This window comes from uncultured Tateyamaria sp., assembly GCF_947503415.1.
In the GTDB taxonomy this organism is placed as follows: Bacteria; Pseudomonadota; Alphaproteobacteria; order Rhodobacterales; family Rhodobacteraceae; genus Tateyamaria.
Genome location: NZ_CANNDS010000002.1, coordinates 288,635 through 309,434, shown reverse-complemented (window position 1 = coordinate 309,434; position 20,800 = coordinate 288,635). Strand labels below are relative to the sequence as shown.

Sequence of the window (20,800 nt, the reverse complement as noted above, 5' to 3'; positions counted from 1 at the left end):
CCAAATGACCCGCGAACGCCTCTTCCTTTTTGACACCACCCTGCGCGACGGCCAGCAAACGCAGGGCGTCCAATTCTCGACCCCTGAAAAGCACCAGATCGCGCAGGCTTTGGATGCTCTCGGCATCGATTATATCGAGGGCGGCTGGCCCGGCGCCAACCCCACCGACAGCGCCTTTTTCGAGGACCAGCCCAAGACCCGCGCAACCTTCACAGCCTTTGGGATGACCAAGCGGGCGGGCATCAGCGCCGAAAATGACGACGTCCTCTCCGCCGTTTTGAACGCCGGAACCCCGGCCGTCTGTCTGGTCGGAAAGACCCATGATTTCCACGTCGACAAGGCCCTTGGCATCTCACTGGCCGAGAACACGGCAAATATCTCGCAGAGTTTCGCCCATCTGGTCGCCAACGATCGCGAAGCGATCTTTGATGCCGAGCATTTCTTTGACGGCTACAAGAGCAACCCCGACTACGCGCTTGAAGCCATCCATGCAGCCTTTGACGCCGGGGCGCGGTGGATCGCTCTGTGTGACACCAATGGCGGGACGTTGCCTCATGAAATCTACCGCATCACCAAGGCGGTGATCGACAGCGGTATTCCCGGCACCCATGTGGGTATTCACACTCATAATGACACCGAGAATGCGGTCGCAGGATCGCTCGCTGGAGTGGACGCAGGCGCACGGCAAATCCAAGGCACGTTGAACGGATTGGGCGAGCGGTGCGGGAATGCCAATCTGACGGCTCTGATCCCGATCCTGCTGTTGAAAGAGCCCTATGCCAGCCGGTTCGAGATCGGGGTGAGCCGTGAAGCGTTGGAGGGGCTGACGCGCACCTCGCGTATGCTGGATGACATCTTGAACAGGGTTCCGCAGAAGCAGGCGGCCTTTGTCGGCGCGTCGGCCTTTGCCCATAAGGCGGGGCTGCATGCGTCGGCCATCCTCAAGGACCCGACAACATATGAGCATATCGACCCGGCATCCGTCGGGAATGCGCGCATCATTCCGATGTCGAACCAAGCCGGGCAGTCGAACCTGCGCAAGCGGTTGGCTGAAATGGGGTTGGAGGTCGCGCCCAAGGACCCCGCGCTGCCGCGTATTCTGGACCGGATAAAAGCGCGCGAGGATGCGGGATACTCCTATGACACCGCACAAGCGTCGTTTGAATTGTTGGCGCGGGATGAGTTGGGCCTGCTGCCCGAGTTTTTCGAGGTCAAGCGCTACCGGGTGACCATCGAACGGCGCAAGAACAAGCGGGACCGGATGGTGTCACTGTCCGAAGCCGTCGTTGTGGTGAAGGTGGATGGGAAGAAGATGCTGTCTGTCTCCGAGAGCATGGATGAACATGGTACCGACCGTGGCCCCGTGAACGCGCTGGCCAAGGCGCTGGCCAAGGATCTGGGTCGCTACCAGACCTATGTCGAGGACATACGGCTCGTCGATTTCAAGGTGCGCATCACCCAAGGTGGGACCGAGGCTGTGACCCGTGTCATCATTGACAGCGAAGACGGGCAGGGGCGGCGCTGGTCGACCGTGGGCGTGAGCGCGAACATAGTGGATGCCTCGTTTGAAGCGCTGCTGGATGCGATCCGTTGGAAGCTGGTGCAGGATGGTGTGGCATGACACCCGAAGAATGGGCAGCGTTTCTGGAAGTGCATAACGACCTGCCGCGCGAAGGGCCGGGCGCGCCCGAGGATGTGCTCTGGGCCGCGCAGCAGTTGGGCCTGTCGGGGCCGGTCGAAATATTTGATGCGGGCTGCGGGCCCGGTGCTGACACGGTGACATTGGCAGAGACGCTGCCAGAGGCACGCATTCGGGCCGTGGACACCACCGAAACGTTTGTTGCGCAGGCTCAGGCGCGTGTGGCCCGGTTTGGTGACCGGGTGCGTGTAGAGCTGGCAAGCATGGCGGATGCGGATGGGCCTTATGATCTGATCTGGTGTGCGGGGGCCTTGTATTTTCTGGGTGTGACCGAAGGGCTGACCTTGTGGCGCGATGCGCTGAAGCCCGGCGGGCACGTCGTGTTTTCGGAACCTGTGACCTTGGGGCCCTTGTCAGCCGAGGCTGCGGCGTTCTGGGAGGAATATCCGCAGATCACGGATTTGGCCGGGATCGAGGCGCGGGTTAACGCGGCCGGGTATCGGGTGCTCAGGCATCGGACGATCGTTGGGGCGCCTTGGCAGACCTACTACGATCCGATCGTTGAGCGGATGGAGCATTTGCGTGCTACCGCGACGGACCCGATGGTGCTGGCGGCTGTGGAAGAGAACCAGACCGAGGTTGACCGCTGGCGTGCGGCGCAGGACGAGATTGCCTATGCCTTGTTGATTGTGGCGCCGGAATGAGCCTGCCCGAGGCCGTCATTCCCTGCGCGCGGATTGTGGAACAGGGGGACGCGGACCGGTTCCGCACAGTGATGGCGGCGCCCGTGGCGGCGCGGGCGATGTTGTTTCCGCTTTATGCGTTGAATGTCGAAGTGTCGCGCGCACCTTGGGTGACGCAAGAGGCGATGATTGCCGAAATGCGTTTGCAATGGTGGCGAGATGCGTTGGAGGAGATCGCGACAGGCGCGGGCGTGCGCAAGCATGAGGTGACGACGCCATTGGCGGACGTATTGTCCCCCGCGATGGCGCGCCGTCTGGATGAGGGCGTGGCTGCGCGACGCTGGGATGTGTACCGTGATGCGTTCGAGGATGAAGCGCATTTCGAACGGTATCTGGATCAGACGGCAGGCCATCTGATGTGGACGGCGGCACAGCTTTTGGATGCGCCTGCGGATCAGGAAGCGGCGGTGCGGTCTGTTGCGATGGTGGCCGGTCTGGCGGCGTTCTTGCGGGCCGTGCCCAAGTTGGAGGCGGCGGGGCGTATTCCTTTGCTCGATGGGACGACAGACGGGGTCGCTGTGTTGGCGGGGCGCATCGGGATGCGCCTTACCGTGCCGCGTTTGCCGTCATCTGCGCGCCCGGCGCTTTGGCCTGCATTGGGGGCCGCCCGGCTGTTGGATCAGGTGCGACGCGACCCCGCTGCCGTCGCACAAGATCGGCTGCCGCCTGTTGCACCGTGGCGCTTGAGCCTTGCCGCATTGACGGGCCTGCCGCGGGTCTAAGGCGGATCAGGATCCGCCTTACGCAGTCGCGGTGCGTTGCCGCATGACCAGCCAGATCAGCGACCCACCTGCCAACACAAGGAAGGGCACCATCGCGATATTGACCGCGGCCCAGCCTTCGACCGGGTCACCGCCTGCGCAGTTCATCAACCCGCCCGAGGCCAGCGATGCCACGGTCACGCAGCCAAACACGATCAGGTCGTTCATGCCCTGCATCCGGCCACGCTCTTGTGGGGTGTGTGCTCCGGCCAGCATTGTGGTGGCTCCGATAAAACCAAAGTTCCAGCCGAGGCCCAGCAGGAACAGCGCGCCGTAGAAATTGGCGATGTCCACGCCTTGCAAAGCGACGATGCCAGCACCGCCGAGAATGGCGAGGCCCAAGCCCATGATCCGTTCCACCCCAAAGCAGGCGATCAGGTGACCGGTGAAGAAAGACGGCGCGAACATGGCCAGCACGTGCACAGTGACCACATTGGCCGCGTCGGGTTCCGTGTATCCGCAGCCAACCACGGCCAGTGGCGTCGATGTCATCACGAGGTTCATCAGCGCATAGGAGACCGCCGCACAGATCACCGCCACCGCGATACTGGGGCTCGCCAGCAATTCGCGGCGTGACCGGCCCGGGCCATCCGTGGCCGAAGGTGCGGGCGGCTTGGGGATGTCGAGGAACAGAAACAGCGCCATGCCCATCACGTTGAAGCCCATCGCGACCCAATAGATCGGGATATAGCGCGCGACCGTTGCGTCCGCGGCACCTGCGGTGACATATCCCACGACTTGTGGGCCGATGATGGCGGACAAGAGCCCGCCCGCCATGACGTAAGATATGGCCTTGGGGCGGAACGCCTCGGACGCGGTATCGGCGGCGGCAAAGCGGTAGAACCCCTGGGCCGACATGTAGATACCTGTCAGAAAGCTGCCCGCCAAGAACAACCAGAAACTGCCGATGCTCAGTGCCCAGACGCCGATGGCAGCGCCGACAAGTCCTCCGAAGGCACCGACGATGAAACCTGTTTTGCGGCCGAACCGCTGCATGACCGTCGACAGCCACGGGGCTGTTGTCATGGACCCGAACACAATCAGCGAGATGGGCAGGGTGGCAAGGCAGGCAATCGGGCTGAGCTGTTGTCCGGCCAATCCTGCAACCACGAACATCATGGTAATCTGGCTGCCCAGAAAGGCTTGGGCGGCCACCAGAACGGCCACGTTGCGCTTGGCGCGGGTGTCATCAACTTGGGTCATAAGCGTTGACTATCCCCGCACGTGGTTCCGGGCAAGCGTGCGATTGAGCACAGGTGGTTGCGCATGCGGAGCAGGGGGCTAGGGTGTCGTCATGAGACGGGTCCTTGTTCTGGGGGGATCGGCGCTGACCGAACCTGCCGCACACGCATTGATACAGGCCGGACACGAGGTACGTGTGTACTGGTCGCGCGGCCCGCATGGGTCGGAATTGTCCACGGTGTCGAACCTGCGCGCTGCTTTGGCCGAAGCGGATGCAGTCGTGGATACAACGCACCCTTTCGACCAGACGTTGCGAGGCATCGCGGTCGCGATGGCACCGCAGTTGCCACGCGCGCGGGTGGGTCGTGCGCCCTGGCACCCCGACGGTGCAGACGCGTGGACACAGGTGGATAAGGTGGAACAGGCGGTTGCAGCGCTTCCGTCCGGAGCGTGTGTGTTTGCAGCGTCGGGCCGGGACAGTGCCGAGGTGCTCACCCACCACGACGGTCCGGTGTTTTTGCGTCAACTGCATCGGCATGACGATCCTGCGCCGGAAGGATGCACATATGTGTTTGGCGATGGCCCATATGATGCGGCGGGCGAAGAGGCATTGTTCAGGGAACTGGAGATTGACGTCGTGCTGGCCAGGAACACCGGCGGCACAAGCGGGTATCCCAAGGTCGCGGCGGCCCGCGCGCTGGGTCTGCCAATGGTCCTGATTGCCCAGCCCAAATCGGGCGTTGATCATGCGTTTACTGAAATAGACGATCTGGTGTCTTGGGTGGCAGCGCTTTGACGGGTCGCATCATTGAGACGGAGGCTGATGTTGCCGAAGGGGCGAATTGGCTGGCGCAGCGCGATGCCGCCTTGGCGCTCGCGTATGAACTTGCGGGTCCGTTGCCCTTGCGTCGCAGGCCGGACGGGTTCGCCGCATTGCTCAACGCCATTGTCGGCCAGCAGGTCAGCACCGCGTCGGCGGCGGCGATCTGGGGGCGCATGGAGGCGGGCGGGTTGATCCAGCCAGAACCGGTATTGAACGCGGGACAGGATGGGCTGCGCGCAGCTGGGCTAAGCCGTCAAAAGATCGCTTATGCACTGGCGCTGGCCGAGGCAGGGATCGACTATGATGCCTTGCGGCAAGCCCCCGATGCCGACGTCATCAAGACCCTGACAGCTGTCAAAGGCATCGGGGTCTGGACCGCTGAAATCTATGCCATGTTCGCGTTGGGCCGGGCGGATGTCTTCGCTCCGGGGGACCTGGCCTTGCAAGAGGCCGCGCGCATGATCTTTGGGTTGTCCGACCGCCCCAAGGAAAAGGCATTGCGGCAGATGGCCGAAGATTGGTCACCTTGGCGTGCGGTTGCTGCGCGGCTGTTCTTCACCTACTACCGTGTCGCAAAGGGACGGGAAGGGATCACATGACACGGGTGCTACAGGCAGGGCGGGTTGAGCCGCAATCGGGTGACTTGCGGTCTATCGTGGTGTTTCTACACGGCTATGGTGCCAATGGTGCTGACCTTTTGGGGCTTGCCGACCCGCTGGCAGAGCATTTGCCTGATACGCTGTTTGTGGCCCCCGACGCGCCGGAGGGCATCGACATGATGCCGGGCGCCTTCCAGTGGTTTCCGATCCCTTGGATCGATGGCTCCTCCGAGGAAGAGGCGGAGCGTGGACTGAACGCGGCGGCGGACGATCTGAACGCGTTTCTGGATGCGTTGATGGTGGACGAGGATGTGTTGCCCGAACAGGTGGTGCTTTTCGGTTTTTCCCAAGGCACGATGATGTCGCTGCATGTGGCACCGCGCCGCGAGGATCCGGTGGCGGGCATTGTCGCCTTCTCGGGTCGCCTGTTGAACCCCGAAGTGCTGGCTGATGAGGTTGTGAGCCGTCCACCGGTCCTTCTGGTTCATGGCGATCAGGACGACGTTGTGCCGCCGCAATCGCTGCCGCAAGCGGCGGAGGCACTGCAAGGGGCCGGTTGGAAAGACGTGTACGCCCATGTGATGAAAGGGACGGCACACGGAATCGCTCCGGATGGATTGAGCGTGGCACTGGCCTTCATGCGGGACAAATTGGGCCTTTAGCAGGAACAATACTGCGTAATTCGACCGCATTTTTCGCCAAACGCCTTGACTTGGCAGCACATCGCCACATTTTTCTTCCCCTTTTTCAAAACCTGTGGCGCACTGAGGTCATAAGAAAAACAGTGTGCAACAGGGGAACGCGGCATGAGCATGGCGCTGACACGGGGCTTGGCCTTGGGAATGGCACTGATGGGGGCTGTCTGGACGGCACCGGCATCAGCATTGAACGTCGACCGGCTGACGACAACATCGGCTGCAATGGATACCGAACTGAACAGAGCAATCGTGCTGCGATCCGTGCGCATGCCGGGCGCGTTCGGCAAGTTGATCTTGGACCTTGATGCCAGCGCAGGCTTGATCGATCGTACCCGGGATGTGGCGGATTTGACCGATGCCGATGTCTGGGTTGTCGGGCTGCAGGATTGGTCGGACACCCAGTGGTTGAAATCGAGCCCGCTGCACACGCTTTTTGCAGCCCATCTGCACAGCGCGGCACCGACGCAGAAATTCAAATCCTTTCAGTGGAATGTACGCAACGGGCAGATGCTTGATGTGCATTTCGTCAATCTGAACAGCGCCGGAACGCTGAGCGAGGCCTGTCTGGCAGAACTCGTATACCGCCTGTCGCAACGGGCCGTGACAAGCCGACGAGTTGCTGATCTTTCGTTGGTCAGTGCGCGTGCCCGACCATTGGTGGCGCTCACGAGCGGTCCTGCGGACGCAGGACACTGCGACTAGGTGCGCATTCTTTGAATAGGCGTCATATGGCCGTCATGTTGGTACCCTATGCGATCTGCGACATCTCGTGGTCAGTTGGGCACTTGTCAGACGCTTTCCACAATATATAGTCACCATATAAAGCCGGGGCGGGTTCCCCGCTCTGGTGCCAAAACGGGCAGACAGGGCGAGCACGGAGTCAGAATGGACGGCGATTTCAGGACAGAATTTACGCGCAGCCCCTCTGCGCTGAAACAGCACCCGGCGCTGGTGCTGAATGCGGATTACCGGCCGCTCAGCTATTACCCCTTGTCGTTGTGGCCCTGGCAGGAGGCGGTCAAGGCTGCGTGGCTCGACAGGGTGGATATCGTCGCTGAATATGACGAGGTCGTCCGGTCCCCGAGTACCGAGATCCGAATACCGTCTGTCGTCGTTTTGAAAGATTACGTAAAACCTCAAAAGCGCGTGGCCTTCACGCGCTTTAATTTATTTCTGAGGGACGAATTTCGGTGCCAGTATTGCGGCGCCAAGGGCGATCTGACCTTTGACCACGTCGTGCCGCGCGCGTCGGGTGGTGTGACCAGTTGGCAGAATGTGGTGGCGGCGTGCAGCCCCTGCAACCTGCGCAAAGGGTCGAAGCCACTGCATCGCACCGGCCTTTCCCTGCGCAAGCCCCCGCGTCAGCCCGGCGCGGAAGAGTTGCGCAATATGGGCCGCAAGTTTCCACCCAACCACTTGCACGACAGTTGGATGGATTTTCTGTACTGGGATGCGGAACTGCAGGCCTAGCCCAGTCAGGCCAGAACGCTTGGCCAGTTTGCATCACCCGCCGCGATGTGGCCGGGAATGTCGCGCTCCCAACGCCGTTGAATGCGGCGATTGAAATTCAGGTACAGCTTGCTATCCACGATCTTCCACGCCTCGGGAATGGTGGATGCAGTATAGCCCTGGCTGACCGCCCAGGCGCAGTAACCGCCGTATTGCGGTGCGTAGGCACTTGGATCGGCGGCGAAACGGTCGCGATTTGCAGCGCTGGCAAAGCGCCATTCAACCCCGTTCCAGCTGTGCGTGAACTCGGACGATCCTTTGACGGGCCGGCCTTCGGTGAAATAGGCGACCACGTCACTGCTGTCGACGGCAACGCCGCTGTTTGCGTAGACAGCTGGGGTTTGGGCCACGGCATAGCGGGCCGTCAAAGTGACCGCGGGCAAAGTTGCGGCCATGATCAACAGTTTACGACGGGATGGCATGTGACTCTCTCCTGTTTGTGCAAAGACTTGGACAAGAGGTGAGGCGCCACAAAAGGAATGCCAGCCGCTCAACGCGACTGTGTAGCGTTGTGAAGTTGGGCAGGCTCAGGCTGCCAGATCAACCCATACCGGAACATGGTCCGATGGCTTCTCTTCGCCGCGCACGGCCTTGTCGATCTGGCAATCCGTCATAAGGTCGGCGCAGCCGGGGCTGAGCAGGAAGTGGTCGATGCGAATGCCGTCGTCGCGGTTCCAGGCACCGGCTTGATAGTCCCAGAAGGAATAGTGACCGGGGCCAAAGGTGCGCGCGCGAAACGCCTCTGTCAGGCCAAGGTTCAGGAGCTTGCGGAACGCGGTGCGGCTGTCCATGCGGAACAGCGCATCCTCGCGCCACGCGTCGGGGCGCTTGGCGTCTTCTGCTTGCGGGATGATGTTGTAGTCGCCGGCCATCAGGAACGGCGTCTCTTGCGCGAGCAGTTCCTGAGCGCGCAGGCGCAGGCGCTCCATCCATGCCAGCTTGTAGTCGTACTTGGGACCGGGCACCGGATTTCCGTTGGGCAGGTACAGCCCGCACAGACGCACCGCATGATTGTCACCCATGACGGTGGCTTCGATATAGCGGGCCTGTTCGTCCTCATCATCGCCGGGCAAGCCGCGCGTCACATCCTCAAGCGGTAGCTTTGACAGGATGGCGACGCCGTTGAATGACTTCTGGCCATGGGTTTCGACGTTATATCCACGATCCTCGAACACCTCGCGAGGGAAAGTCTCGTCTACGGACTTGATCTCTTGAAGCAGTACAACATCCGGGGTTGCGGCATCGAGCCAGCGGGGCAGGGCATCGATCCGTGCCTTGATGCCGTTGATATTGAACGTCGCGATTTTCATGCCAGGCCCCCCGTCATCTGTATCTGTCCGGTGTCGCCCATCCCGCGCCGCGCGGCAAGCCCCTGCGCGACGACGCTCCTCACACCGTGAATTAACTATTTCTTAACTTTTCGATTCGGGTTAAAGTTGAGCTGCCACAAGTCAAAACGGCAAAAATCCCAGCAAAAACAGGGCTGTGGATAAAATTTTTTGTTCCGAAATTTTCTGAAGAGAAGCTGGGCGCGGTCAGGTGCTTCTGCGGCTTTCCTTATGTGGATAACCTTGGGCTTACTCGCCTTTGGCAAGAATTTCCCTTTTTCTAATCGCCTTTAACGGGCAACGATTTGGGCATCACAACCCAAGGATGAAAGGGATCATCGCAATGACTGCTCAACGTAAAATTAACACCGCTCTCGACACCACTTCCTTCGGCGGACTGCACACTGGGGACGGTGTTGAAATGTTCTCCACCAGCAGCGCGCCAGTGACCTGCGACAGCGTATTGGGCGACGGGGTCGAGATGTTCTCCACCAGCAGCTCACCGGCGGCACGCGACACTATTCGCGGCGAAGGGGTCGAGATGTTCTCGACGAGCAGTGCACCAGCGGCACGAGACACGGTCACAGGCAACGGGGTTGAGATGTTCTCGACCAGTAGCACGCCACTGACATCTGACACTGCGGCAGGCGACAAGATCGAGATGTTCTCATCCGGTTCCGGCCCCATCACAGGCACGACGTCTCAGGGCGATGTCACCGGCCTGTTTTCATCAGGCTCATGACCCCGATGGCGGGGCGTATTCACAGCAGGAACAAGGACACATCTACCATGTCGAACATCATTGCTCTTAACGTCCCGCCGCGCCGTCAGCGTCTGTCCGAACGGGCAGACACGCTGATCGACCTTTTCGCGACGCAGCGCCGCATTCAGGATGACGTATTCTGGCTGAAGGAAAACGCGGAACTGCTCAGCATACTGGAATGTACGGGCACCCGCGTGTCAAAAGCAGCGCTGGCTCCGCATTTCGGGTTTTACGAGGGGCTGTCCGACCGGCTTCAATTCTTTCCGCAATACTACCGATTTCTTTTGTCGATCGGTCTGGATCTTGAGGATCTGGGCATGGCTGGCGGGCAGATGGAGGCGTTGTGCCACCGTGTGGCGCGCCAAGGGTTGCCGGATGCGGAACTCAGCGATTTGCAACGCGCTGAAGCCCGACGCCTTTTGACCCGCAGGGGTGTCCAGTGTTCCACAGTCGATGCAGGCTTGGATGCGCGACTGCGCGCCTTTATTGGCCGGTCCGACACCTTTGCGTTGCCCAACAAGAAAGCGGCCTATGAGCTGACGCATATTGTCTTTTACCTGTCTGAATATGGTCGCTGCGATCCTCACCTTGATGATCGGGCTTTGCGCAGTCTTGAATATGCAGGGATCCTGGCGCATCTGGATCAGAACATCGATCTGCTGGCCGAGGTATGTGTTGCCCTGCACCAATCGGGCCAAACGCCTGATCCAATTTGGATCGATGCGGTGCGCCGCGCGTCATCCGACTTTTCCATAGTGACCGAGGCGGAGGGCGCAGCGGGCGACGACTACCATGAATACCTGGTGTCGACGTGGGCCGTGCGCGCGCTTGGGTTCGATGACACCAGTTTGGCCATTCCCGTCGGCCGCGCCACATTTCGCCAAAACACCTACGGTGCCGGTGCTTTGCGCGGTGTATCCGCAGCTTTGTTTGCTGCTGCCAAAACCCGAAGCAACGACTGGGCACATATGTGCGACTATGTCTTCAGCATGCTTGATGAAGATGCAGCAGCCGTACTGGAAGCAACGGTCGCTTCCACCGCGCATTTCGAAGCCTTCTTCGAGGTGTTCGCGCGGGCCTGATGCCTACATCGAAAACGACGTGCCGCAACCGCACGAACTGGTTGCGTTCGGGTTCTCGATGACGAACCGCGCGCCGATCAACTCTTCGGAAAAGTCGATCACGGCATTGGAAAGGAAGGGCAGGCTGATGCTGTCGACAACAACTTTCTGGCCCGCGCCTTCCAATACGAGGTCGTCTTCCTTGGGGTCGTCCAGCGCGATTTCATACTGAAACCCGGAACAGCCGCCACCCTCGACAGCCACACGCAGGGCTTGGCCCTGATCGGCGGCGCCAATCTCGGCCAGGCGTTCAAAGGCGCGGTCGGTCACTGTGGGTGGCAATTGCATCTGCGTCGGCTCCGAACGGTTTCAATCGTGCTGCGTGTGCAATATATGCATCTGCGAGAGAGCCGACAAGGATCACCGGACATGTCCGCCCCATATGCTTCTGATCCTGCCCGCGCACGTGGACGGCGCTGGCCGGAGGAAGAGTTCTCCTTCCGCTCTGCCTTTCAACGGGATCGGGACAGGATCATCCACGCCTCCGCCTTTCGGCGGCTCAAGCACAAGACACAGGTGTTTGTAGAGCATGAGGGCGATTATTACCGCACGCGTCTGACCCACTCGATTGAGGTGGCTCAAGTCGCGCGGACGATCGCGGGGGCGCTCAGGCTGAACGACTGCCTAACAGAGGCCGTGGCGCTCGCGCATGACCTTGGTCACCCGCCCTTTGGCCATACGGGCGAAGACGCGTTGCAGTTCCTGATGGAACCCTTTGGTGGGTTCGATCACAATGCCCAAGCCATCAAGATCGTGACGCGGCTGGAGTGTCACTATGCCGACTTTGATGGGTTGAACCTCACCTGGGAAGCCCTTGAAGGAATTGCGAAGCATAACGGTCCCGTCACGGGCGATCTGCCCTATGCGCTGGCCGAATATGACGCCGAACACGACCTTGAGCTCAGCACCCATGCCAGTGCAGAGGCGCAGGTGGCGGCGCTGTCCGACGACATCGCCTACAACAACCACGATCTGCATGACGGGCTGCGCGCGGGCCTGTTTGACGAGGCTGACATCTGCCATCTGCCCATGATCGGCCCTGCCTTTGCCGAGGTGGATGCCATGCATCCCGGGCTTGAAACGATGCGAAGACGGCATGAAGGGTTGCGCCGCGTCTTTGGCGCGATGGTCAGTGATGTGGTCGCCACGTCACGCGACCTGCTGGAGCAATCGGGCGCACAATCAGTGGACGATATCCGTCATCTGGGTCGTCCGGTGATCAGGTTCTCGGACGCGCTGTGGTCTGACCTGCAACAGATCCGCAGCTTTCTGTTCAACAACATGTACCGCGCGCCGTCCGTCATGGAGAAGCGCGAAGAGGTCACGTGCATCGTCAATGACCTGTTCCCGCTGTTTCTGTCCAAGCCCGATCTGTTGCCCGCCGAATGGCGCCGCAACGTCGATGCGCGGGACGAGGTGGCGCTCGCGCGCAGCGTGTCCGACTATATTTCGGGCATGACGGATCGCTTTGCGTTGCAGGAACATGCCCGCCTGATTGGCTGAGCGCGCTTGACGCTTGGGGTGCGCGTGATACACCCCGCGCAACCAATGAATAGGCCCCAAATGAACCTCTTTGCCGACATCCGCGCCCTCGTGCTAACCAACCTTGCCGCCATGGTCGAGGCGGGGGAATTGCCCGCTGATCTGGCAACACAAAATGTCACGGTTGAGCCGCCGCGCGATGCGGCGCATGGGGATATGGCAACGAACGCCGCAATGGTGCTGGCAAAACCCGCCAAGATGAAGCCGCGCGACATCGCCGAAGTGCTGGCCAAACGGCTGGCCGAAGATGATCGGATCACAAGTGCCGAGGTCGCAGGCCCGGGCTTTCTGAACCTGCGTCTGGCACCTGTGGTCTGGCAGGGCGTCGTTGGCGCCGTTCTTGAGGCGGGCACCGACTTTGGCCGCTCTGATCTTGGTGCGGGCAAGAAGGTGAATGTCGAATACGTCTCGGCCAATCCGACCGGTCCGCTGCATGTGGGTCATACGCGGGGCGCGGTTTTTGGCGACGCGCTGGCAAGCCTGCTGGATTTCTCAGGCCACGATGTCACCCGCGAATACTATATCAATGACGGCGGCGCGCAGGTCGATGTGCTCGCCCGGTCTGTCTACCTGCGCTATCTCGAAGCGCATGGCCAAGAGGTCGCGTTCGAGGACGGCACCTATCCCGGTGACTACCTGATCGGTGTAGGTGAGCAGTTGAAAGCCAAGGTCGGCGACGCCTTGGTCGGCAAAGGCGAACAGTTCTGGCTGGCGGAGGTGCGCGAGTTCGCAACTGACGCCATGATGGATCTGATCCGCGACGATCTTTCTGCGCTTGGCGTGAAAATGGACGTGTTCTATTCGGAAAAATCGCTCTACGGCACAGGCCGGATCGAGGCGGCGCTGGACGATCTGCGGTCCAAGGGTCTCATCTATGAAGGTGTGCTTGAGCCGCCGAAGGGTAAAAAGCCCGAGGGGTGGGAACCGCGCGAGCAGACGCTTTTCAAATCGACCGACCACGGCGACGACGTGGACCGGCCCGTGATGAAATCGGACGGCGCATGGACCTATTTCGCGCCCGACATCGCGTACCATTACGACAAGATTCAGCGCGGATTCGATGCGTTGATCGACGTGCTTGGCGCGGACCACGGCGGCTATGTCAAACGGATGAAGGCCGCAGTCTCTGCACTGTCGGATGGCAAGGTGCCGCTTGATATCAAGCTGACGCAGCTGGTGAAGCTGTTCAAGGACGGGCAGGAGTTCAAGATGTCCAAGCGGGCAGGGACGTTCGTGACCCTGCGCGATGTGGTGGACGAGGTTGGGCCGGGCGTCACGCGCTTCATGATGCTGACGCGCAAGAACGATGCGATGTTCGATTTTGATCTGGATGCAGCGCTTGAGCAGTCCAAGGAAAATCCGGTGTTCTACGTGCAGTACGCGCATGCGCGCGTTACATCCGTGCTGCGCAAGGCGAATGAAGCAGGTGTCGCCGTTGATCATGCGACGCTGGCGGGTGCAGACCTGTCCAAGCTGGATCACGAGGCGGAACTGGCGCTGGCGGCCAAGCTGGCCGAATGGCCCCGGCTGGTCGAAACGGCCGCCCGCACGAACGAGCCGCACAGGGTGGCCTTCTACCTTTATGATCTTGCGGGCGTGTTCCACGGCCTCTGGAACCGGGGCAATGAACTGCCGGAACTGCGCTTTCTGCAGGACGACACGGCCACGTCACAGGCAAAAATTGCACTGGCCCGCGCCTCCGCCGTTGTAATTGCAGCGGGCCTTGGTATTCTTGGGGTCGAACCAGCCGAAGAGCTGCGTTGAGGCCCCGCCAAAAGGGGCACACAGGCACATATCCCAAAGCACGTCGCGATTGAGTTCGTGGGCGGGCACCACCAACAAGATGACTTGCGCGGGCACGTATCCGCGCGGGCAATGAGGCACACGATGGCAGATATGCACTACACCCACGACATGGGGCACGCGGGCTATGACGCGCAGGATGACACGTCAATGTCGCGATCCAATTCCTTGAAAAACCTCACGAACTTCGCTGGCGCGGCGGTGTCACTTGCCTTGATCGCCGGTGTCTCGGTCTGGGGTTACAAGCTGGTAATGCGCGATGTCTCCGGCATTCCGGTTGTACGCGCTGCCGAAGGCGACATGCGCGTGCGCCCTGAAATTCCGGGCGGGCAACTGGCCCGCAATACCGGTCTTGCGGTGAACGAGATTGCAGCCGTGGGTGAGGCGTCGGGTCCTGTGGATCAGGTTGTGCTGGCTCCGCGCCCGGTTGATCTTTTGGATGAAGATCAGCCAATGCCCGCCCAAACGGTGGCACCTGTGCAACAACCCGCTCCGCTTGATGTGGCCGCCAGCTTAGAGGTGCCCGAGGTTGACGTGGCCGCCGCACTGTTGGCTGGTGACGTCGAAAAAGTTGTCAATCAACTCACGGATGGCGTGGACAGCATTGATGCCGCCCCGCTTGAAGTTGAGCCGGTGCTCGCCAGCATCACCGCTGCGGAATTGCCTGAAACGCCAACGCCAGTGCCTGCCGTTGTGACCGGTCCGGGCCCGAAGGCATCGAAGCGCCCGCAACTGCGTCCAGCTTCCGCCCCACAGACCGTAACACCTGCGTCGGTAGCATCGACGGAGCCTCAGACGTCTGACATTGACGCCGGCACTATTCCGTCGGGCACGCGGCTTGTGCAGCTTGGTGCGTTCGACAGCCCCGACGTCGCCCGCGCGCAGTGGGACAAGATGCAGGGCCGCTTTGGCGATCTTCTGCGCGACAAGGACCGGATCGTGCAGCAGGCCCAGTCTGGTGGGCGCACGTTCTATCGCCTGCGCGCGCATGGGTTTGCCGACCTGAGCGACGCGCGTCGCTTCTGCTCGGCCCTTGTGGCCGAAGGCGCAGACTGCATTCCGGTCGTCACGCGATGAGCAATTTCGGCGCAACCATCCTCGACGCGGATGGTCTGCGTCTGAACAAGGACGAACGGGCATTCTTTCGCGATGCTGATCCGTTCGGCTTCATTCTGTTTGCTCGCAACATTGACACGCCTGACCAGGTCTATGGGCTGTGTTCCGAATTCCGCGACGCCGTGGGCCGCGAAGCCCCGATTACCATTGATCAGGAAGGGGGGCGCGTGCAGCGCCTGCGCGGACCCACTTGGATGGAATGGTTGCCGCCTCTGGATTTCGTCCAAGCCGCTGGCGACGATGCGGAACGCGCAATGTATTTGCGTTATCGGCACATCGCACATGAACTCAAAGAGCTGACAATAGACAGCAACTGCGCCCCGATGGTTGACCTCGTGGTGCGCGAAACGCACGACTTCCTGCGCAACCGGTGTTACGGGTCGTCGCCGGGTGACATTGCAGCGTTGGGTCGTGCTGCGGCGCAGGGCCATCTGGATGGCGGCGTGGTGCCTGTGCTCAAACATATACCCGGTCATGGCCGGACGGACCTTGACAGCCACCATGACCTGCCACGGGTCGACGTGAGCCTGGATACCCTGCGCGAAACCGACTTTGCGCCCTTTCGCGATCTCAACGATCTGCCGATAGGGATGACTGCGCATGTCGTCTACGAGGCGGTGGACGAGACGCCTGCCACGTTGTCAAAGGATACGATGGACCTGATCCGCAGTGACATCGGCTTTGACGGGCTGATCATGACCGACGACATCGGCATGAAGGCTCTGGACGGCACGCCCGATCAGATCGCGCGCCGCGCGCTTGACGCAGGGTGCGACGTGATCCTGCATTGCAACGCACCCTTGTCGCACCGCATCGCATCCGCCAACGCGGCGGGCCAGATGACGGACGTGGCCCAAGCCCGCGCCGAAGCCGCCCTTGCGGCCCGCAAAACACCCGACGACATTGACATTGCCGAGCTCAGCGCCGAACTTGAGGCGCTTTTGGGCGGGGCAGGTTAAAGCGTGGGGCATGGCTGACGATACATTCGAGGAAGACCGGATTTCGGTCGCCGACCGCCTCGCGGCGGAGGCGCTGATTGTCGATGTCGACGGCTTCGAAGGGCCGCTGGATCTGCTGCTGACGCTCAGCCGTACCCAAAAGGTCGATCTGCGTAAAATCTCCGTCCTGCAACTGGCGCGGCAATACCTTGTGTTTGTCGAAAAAGCCAAGCAGCTGCGCCTGGAACTGGCGGCGGATTATCTGGTCATGGCGGCTTGGCTGGCCTTTCTCAAATCCCGCCTGTTGCTTCCCCCGGACCCGACCGAAGAGGGGCCCAGCGGCGAAGAACTGGCCGCCCATCTTGCTTTTCAACTCGAACGGCTTCAGGCGATGCGCGATGTCGCCGCGCGCTTGATGGCCCGTGATCAGCTTGGTCGCGACTTCTTTGCCCGCGGTCAGTCCGAGATGGTCACACGGGTGCGCAAAGTGACGTACACGGCGACTCTGCTGGACCTGATGCAGGGGTATGCCCGCATCCGCACACGGGACGAATTTCGCCCCTTTGTGATGGACCGCGATGCGGTTTTCACCATGGAACAGGCCTTGGACCGGATGCGGGGTCTGATCGGCTATGCAGGGGACTGGACCGATATCCTGTCCTACCTGCCCGAAGGCTGGGAGATGGACCCGGGCAAGCGCCGCTCGGCAACGGCCGCCACCTTTGCCGCCAGTCTTGAGTTGGTGAAAGAAGGGCATCTGGAGATCCGCCAGTCCGAGACATTCGCGCCCATACAGTTGCGCAAGAGAGATGAGCATCGTGACAGAAGTAACTGAAGATCAAGAGGAAAGCCTGTTCGAGGCGCCACCGATGGCCGAACAGGAACGGATGGTTGAGGCGATCCTGTTCGCAACGACCGAGCCGATCACGACCCGCGAACTGGAAGCGCGCATGCCCCACGGTTGCGATGCGGCAGAGGCATTGGTGTATCTGCGGAAGCGTTACGAGGGGCGTGGCGTGCAAGTGATGAAGGTGGGTGATGCATGGGCCATCCGCACCGCTGCCGATCTGGGCTTCCTCATGCAAAAGGAAACCGTCGAGACGCGCAAACTGTCCCGTGCCGCCATCGAAACGCTTGCGATTATCGCCTACCACCAACCCGTCACACGGGCAGAGATTGAAGAGATCAGGGGCGTCAGCGTCAGCCGCGGCACGGTTGATCAATTGCTGGAGCTCGAATGGATTCGCTTCGGCCGCCGCAAGATGACACCCGGTCGGCCCGTGACCTTTGTCGTGACGCAATCGTTCCTTGATCATTTCGGGCTTGAGAATGCGCGTGATCTGCCGGGGCTCAAGGAATTACGCGCGGCAGGCCTGTTGGAAAACCGCCCGCCGCCCGGCACCTTGCCCGGGCCCGAAACCGACACGGAAGAAGAAAGCGAAGAGGGGCAGTCCGAGCTTTTCGAAGACTAAAGCACAAACAGCCTGATAATCGCCGCATTCGGCGCTATGTTAAGGGCAGGCGAACAAGGGCGGAGCAGTCCCATGAATGCAAACCAGATCATCAATATGATCATGCGCATCATCATGCGCAAAGCGATCAACAAGGGCATCGATGCGGGTGTGAACCGCGCGACGCGTGGGCGTCAACAGCCTCAGCAACACGCGCAACTGGATGATCACGACGGTCCGACCCAGGCCGAAGTGCGCAAGCAGCGGCAAGCCAAGCGCGCCGCACGACAGGCCCGGCAAGCGGCAAAAGCTGCGCGAAAGTAGCAAATTCAAAACCCTACAGTGTTGGAAGGTGGGGAATACCACCGTTGATTGGTCCGTAACGCTGACGTAGCGTAATCCCCATTGTTTAAGTTGGGGGATTTTAGCCATGGCAGAAAAGAATGCGCCCACGGTTCTGGTCGGATCATTGTCCTTGGGCGTCACGGTTATCGTGCTCTACGCGCTCTTTGTGTCTTTGGTCACGTTCGGGTTCGGCAGTTACATCTACCGCACAGGTTGGCAGGTGGATGCCAGTGCAGGCATTGCGCCGGACGGCCCGACCATCAGTTCTCAGGACATCGACAGCCTTCTGTTCATCCTCAAACGCGAGCAGGACCTTGACCGCGCCAAGCAGCGCCTGACGGTCGATCTACAGGCGTTGCGGGGCGAAGTGACGGAGTTTGATTCGCTCGTCGCGCAGTCCTTCACGGCGATCGCACATGCCAAGGCGGCACTGCAGGCCGAGGTGGATTCGACCATGGCCGATCTGATCGAATTTCAATACGCGCTGCCGGGACCCGGACGCAGCAAGTTTGAAAGCGTGGTCACACAGATGGATCTGACAGCCTCCAGTTCAGGTGAGAACGCCCGAATCTTGACGGCCGACTACCGCGTTCGCACGTTGATGACCGTGGCAGCATCGGAATTTGAGACTGCCGGAGGGGTCGATCTGGACACCAAGGAACGGTTCGTGGCGATGCAAACGCGGGCCACAGAAAATCTGGATCGGCTTGCGACGGCGGTCGGGCAGGCGAATGCAGGGTCCCATGACATTCAAGCGCAACGCAAAGCCGTGATGGACAAGGTGGATGAGTTGCAGCGGCGTTGGGACGGCTTTCAAGCCGAGGTGTTGGCCCTTCAGGAAACACTCCCTCCGGGAAATCCGTCACGGGCGCGCTTGTCGGCTCTGTCATTGAATATACCGTGGATTCCCGACATCTTGATGCGTCTCGTCAGTTTCCCGACCATCTTTCTGACGCTGATCGTGACGATTGCAGCGGGCGGGCTTGGTACGGTCGTCGCCTTTTCACGCCGGTATTATTCGTCCAAGCATTCGGATCAGCTTACCCTGTCCCGACTGTTCGTGAATGTCGGAGAGGGCATTGCAGCGGCCATCGCCATCTTCCTGTTCTCCGGTGCCGGAATGCTTGCGTTGACGCAAGGCAGTGGACCGGCCAATGATGTAGAGCTCAGCCCGTATACGGTGGCCTTCATCGCATTTCTGTCGGGCTTCATGGCGGAAGACGCGTTTGCATCAATCCAGTCAGCTGGGAAACGCATCTTCCAACCTGAAACACAGGCTGAAAAGGCTGCCGAAAGCGAAGCCGAAAAGGCCGAAGCCTAGGACGCTGGCGCGGCGAAGTGCTTGGACAGCTTCAGGCCCTGACCCTGATAATTTGACGCAATGCCTGCGCCATATAGCTGGGTGGGTTGTGCTGCCATTCGTTCATAGATCAATCGGCCCACGATCTGGCCGTGCTCAAGGACAAACGGCGCTTCGTGGCAGCGCACCTCAAGCACACCACGCGAGCCGGTTCCACCGGCCGCATCGTGCCCGAACCCGGGATCGAAAAACCCCGCGTAATGCACGCGAAATTCACCAACCATCGCAAGATAGGGTGCCATTTCGGCGGCATAGTCGGGCGGGATATGCACCGCTTCGCGGCTCACAAGGATATAAAATGCTCCGGGATCGAGGATGATGTGGCCATCGCGGGCATGCACTTCTTCCCAGAACTCGGTCGGGTCGTAATGCCCGATCTTGTCCAGATCGATGACGCCAGTGTGGGGTTTGGCGCGGTAACCGACCAGCGTCGTATCGGGCAGGCGCAGATCAACCGAAAAGCCCAAGCCTTCGTCAATCACAGCCTCACCGTTTACCAAGGGCATTTCGGTGTGCAGTGCGCTTAGCTCAGCGTCGCTGAGCACTGCCTGGCCTGCGCGAAACCTGATCTGGTTCAATCGCATGCCCGGCCGCACAAGGACGGAAAAAGATCGCGGGCATATCTCGGCGTAAAGCGGGCCGGCGTATCCGGGTGGAATACGGTCGAATTCAGTTCCGCCATCCGTGATGGTGCGTGTCAGCAGGTCCAGACGTCCTGTCGAGCTTTTGGCATTCGCGACGGCCTGCACGTTGTCCGGAAGGTCCAAGGCTTCCATCAAAGGCACGACGTACACGCACCCCTTCTCAAGCACAGCACCGCCGGACAGATCGACTTCGTGCATCTGAAATTCGGCCAGCCGATCGGCGACGCGCGCGTCTTGCCCCGCAAGAAATGATGCACGCACACGGTAGGCGACGGTGCCGAGGCGCAAATCAAGGCTGGCGGGTTGGACCTGCTCGGGAATCACCGAAGGCTCCGCGGTGATTTCACCACGTTCCGTCATCGCCTTGAGTTCTGTGTCTGGAAGTACGCCGATCATGCTGCCCCCTTTAGCACTGGCCGAGGCTTGGTGTCAGCG

At 60.7% G+C, this 20,800-nt stretch carries 23 protein-coding genes; 18 read left to right on the top strand and 5 right to left on the bottom strand.

What is annotated here, in order from left to right:
* The first annotated feature begins 4 nt into the window (after positions 1–4).
* Genes cimA through Q1A32_RS12675 form a run of 3 tightly spaced genes read left to right on the top strand, consistent with a single transcriptional unit; the run spans position 5 to position 3,104 of the window.
* The gene (cimA, locus tag Q1A32_RS12685; protein WP_299653697.1) at positions 5–1,621 is read left to right on the top strand and encodes a citramalate synthase; all 1,617 of its coding nucleotides are present in this window, start codon (positions 5–7) and stop codon (positions 1,619–1,621) included.
* Positions 1,618–2,343: a trans-aconitate 2-methyltransferase gene (locus Q1A32_RS12680; protein WP_299653694.1), complete on the top strand. Its 726-nt coding sequence runs from the start codon at positions 1,618–1,620 to the stop codon at positions 2,341–2,343. Before cimA ends, Q1A32_RS12680 begins: the two co-directional genes overlap by 4 nt.
* Entirely contained in the window at positions 2,340–3,104 is a 765-nt protein-coding gene (locus tag Q1A32_RS12675; RefSeq protein WP_299653691.1) for a squalene/phytoene synthase family protein, read from the top strand. The genes Q1A32_RS12680 and Q1A32_RS12675 overlap by 4 nt, the downstream gene beginning before the upstream one ends.
* Positions 3,105–3,122: 18 nt before the next feature.
* Here the strand turns inward: Q1A32_RS12675 and Q1A32_RS12670 are convergent, their stop codons facing one another.
* Positions 3,123–4,346 carry an MFS transporter gene (locus Q1A32_RS12670; RefSeq protein WP_299653688.1) on the bottom strand — a complete coding sequence of 408 codons (1,224 nt, stop codon included), beginning with the start codon at positions 4,344–4,346 and terminating at the stop codon, positions 3,123–3,125.
* Positions 4,347–4,437: 91 nt separating this feature from the next.
* Here Q1A32_RS12670 and Q1A32_RS12665 point away from each other — a divergent pair, with 91 nt between their 5' ends.
* The 5 genes from Q1A32_RS12665 (at position 4,438) to Q1A32_RS12645 (ending at position 7,915) form a co-directional block, all read left to right on the top strand.
* Entirely contained in the window at positions 4,438–5,121 is a 684-nt protein-coding gene (locus tag Q1A32_RS12665; RefSeq protein WP_299653685.1) for a precorrin-6A/cobalt-precorrin-6A reductase, read from the top strand.
* Positions 5,118–5,747 carry a DNA-3-methyladenine glycosylase gene (locus Q1A32_RS12660; RefSeq protein ID WP_299653683.1) on the top strand — a complete coding sequence of 210 codons (630 nt, stop codon included), beginning with the start codon at positions 5,118–5,120 and terminating at the stop codon, positions 5,745–5,747. The genes Q1A32_RS12665 and Q1A32_RS12660 overlap by 4 nt, the downstream gene beginning before the upstream one ends.
* Complete coding sequence (locus Q1A32_RS12655) at positions 5,744–6,409, top strand: alpha/beta hydrolase (RefSeq protein ID WP_299612326.1); 666 nt, start codon at positions 5,744–5,746, stop codon at positions 6,407–6,409. Before Q1A32_RS12660 ends, Q1A32_RS12655 begins: the two co-directional genes overlap by 4 nt.
* Positions 6,410–6,553: 144 nt before the next feature.
* A complete protein-coding gene (locus Q1A32_RS12650) occupies positions 6,554–7,147 on the top strand; it encodes a hypothetical protein (protein ID WP_299612327.1) in 594 nt (197 codons plus the stop codon).
* A gap of 183 nt (positions 7,148–7,330) precedes the next feature.
* Positions 7,331–7,915 carry an HNH endonuclease gene (locus Q1A32_RS12645; RefSeq protein ID WP_299612329.1) on the top strand — a complete coding sequence of 195 codons (585 nt, stop codon included), beginning with the start codon at positions 7,331–7,333 and terminating at the stop codon, positions 7,913–7,915.
* A gap of 5 nt (positions 7,916–7,920) precedes the next feature.
* Here the strand turns inward: Q1A32_RS12645 and Q1A32_RS12640 are convergent, their stop codons facing one another.
* Together Q1A32_RS12640 and xth are read right to left on the bottom strand one after the other, a co-directional pair.
* On the bottom strand, positions 7,921–8,376 hold the full coding sequence (locus Q1A32_RS12640) for a YHS domain-containing (seleno)protein (RefSeq protein WP_299653680.1): 456 nt from the start codon (positions 8,374–8,376) through the stop codon (positions 7,921–7,923).
* 105 nt (positions 8,377–8,481) lie between these two features.
* The gene (gene xth, locus Q1A32_RS12635; protein ID WP_299653677.1) at positions 8,482–9,264 is read right to left on the bottom strand and encodes an exodeoxyribonuclease III; all 783 of its coding nucleotides are present in this window, start codon (positions 9,262–9,264) and stop codon (positions 8,482–8,484) included.
* 439 nt (positions 9,265–9,703) lie between these two features.
* On the opposite strand from xth, the gene Q1A32_RS12630 reads away from it, so the two are divergent.
* Together Q1A32_RS12630 and Q1A32_RS12625 are read left to right on the top strand one after the other, a co-directional pair.
* Entirely contained in the window at positions 9,704–10,024 is a 321-nt protein-coding gene (locus Q1A32_RS12630) for a DUF6749 domain-containing protein (protein WP_299653674.1), read from the top strand.
* A gap of 47 nt (positions 10,025–10,071) precedes the next feature.
* Complete coding sequence (locus tag Q1A32_RS12625; RefSeq protein ID WP_299653671.1) at positions 10,072–11,127, top strand: hypothetical protein; 1,056 nt, start codon at positions 10,072–10,074, stop codon at positions 11,125–11,127.
* A 3-nt stretch (positions 11,128–11,130) separates the two neighbouring features.
* Here the strand turns inward: Q1A32_RS12625 and Q1A32_RS12620 are convergent, their stop codons facing one another.
* A complete protein-coding gene (locus Q1A32_RS12620) occupies positions 11,131–11,454 on the bottom strand; it encodes an iron-sulfur cluster assembly accessory protein (RefSeq protein ID WP_299612338.1) in 324 nt (107 codons plus the stop codon).
* An 81-nt stretch (positions 11,455–11,535) separates the two neighbouring features.
* Here Q1A32_RS12620 and Q1A32_RS12615 point away from each other — a divergent pair, with 81 nt between their 5' ends.
* The 8 genes from Q1A32_RS12615 (at position 11,536) to Q1A32_RS12580 (ending at position 19,682) form a co-directional block, all read left to right on the top strand.
* Positions 11,536–12,669 (top strand): deoxyguanosinetriphosphate triphosphohydrolase, encoded by a 1,134-nt coding sequence (locus Q1A32_RS12615; protein WP_299653668.1) that lies wholly within the window; start codon positions 11,536–11,538, stop codon positions 12,667–12,669.
* A gap of 60 nt (positions 12,670–12,729) precedes the next feature.
* A complete protein-coding gene (argS, locus tag Q1A32_RS12610) occupies positions 12,730–14,472 on the top strand; it encodes an arginine--tRNA ligase (RefSeq protein ID WP_299653665.1) in 1,743 nt (580 codons plus the stop codon).
* A gap of 123 nt (positions 14,473–14,595) precedes the next feature.
* Positions 14,596–15,588, top strand: a complete 993-nt coding sequence (locus tag Q1A32_RS12605) for an SPOR domain-containing protein (protein ID WP_299653662.1) — start codon at positions 14,596–14,598, stop codon at positions 15,586–15,588.
* Complete coding sequence (locus Q1A32_RS12600; protein WP_299653659.1) at positions 15,585–16,586, top strand: glycoside hydrolase family 3 N-terminal domain-containing protein; 1,002 nt, start codon at positions 15,585–15,587, stop codon at positions 16,584–16,586. The genes Q1A32_RS12605 and Q1A32_RS12600 overlap by 4 nt, the downstream gene beginning before the upstream one ends.
* A 10-nt stretch (positions 16,587–16,596) precedes the next feature.
* Positions 16,597–17,400 carry a ScpA family protein gene (locus tag Q1A32_RS12595; RefSeq protein WP_299612344.1) on the top strand — a complete coding sequence of 268 codons (804 nt, stop codon included), beginning with the start codon at positions 16,597–16,599 and terminating at the stop codon, positions 17,398–17,400.
* Positions 17,384–18,037 carry an SMC-Scp complex subunit ScpB gene (gene scpB / locus Q1A32_RS12590; protein WP_299653657.1) on the top strand — a complete coding sequence of 218 codons (654 nt, stop codon included), beginning with the start codon at positions 17,384–17,386 and terminating at the stop codon, positions 18,035–18,037. The genes Q1A32_RS12595 and scpB overlap by 17 nt, the downstream gene beginning before the upstream one ends.
* A 72-nt stretch (positions 18,038–18,109) precedes the next feature.
* The gene (locus Q1A32_RS12585) at positions 18,110–18,340 is read left to right on the top strand and encodes a hypothetical protein (RefSeq protein WP_299612346.1); all 231 of its coding nucleotides are present in this window, start codon (positions 18,110–18,112) and stop codon (positions 18,338–18,340) included.
* A 106-nt stretch (positions 18,341–18,446) separates the two neighbouring features.
* On the top strand, positions 18,447–19,682 hold the full coding sequence (locus Q1A32_RS12580) for a hypothetical protein (protein WP_299653654.1): 1,236 nt from the start codon (positions 18,447–18,449) through the stop codon (positions 19,680–19,682).
* Here the strand turns inward: Q1A32_RS12580 and Q1A32_RS12575 are convergent.
* Complete coding sequence (locus Q1A32_RS12575) at positions 19,679–20,761, bottom strand: 2'-deoxycytidine 5'-triphosphate deaminase (RefSeq protein ID WP_299653651.1); 1,083 nt, start codon at positions 20,759–20,761, stop codon at positions 19,679–19,681. The genes Q1A32_RS12580 and Q1A32_RS12575 overlap by 4 nt on opposite strands.
* Between the last annotated feature and the right edge of the window lie 39 nt (positions 20,762–20,800).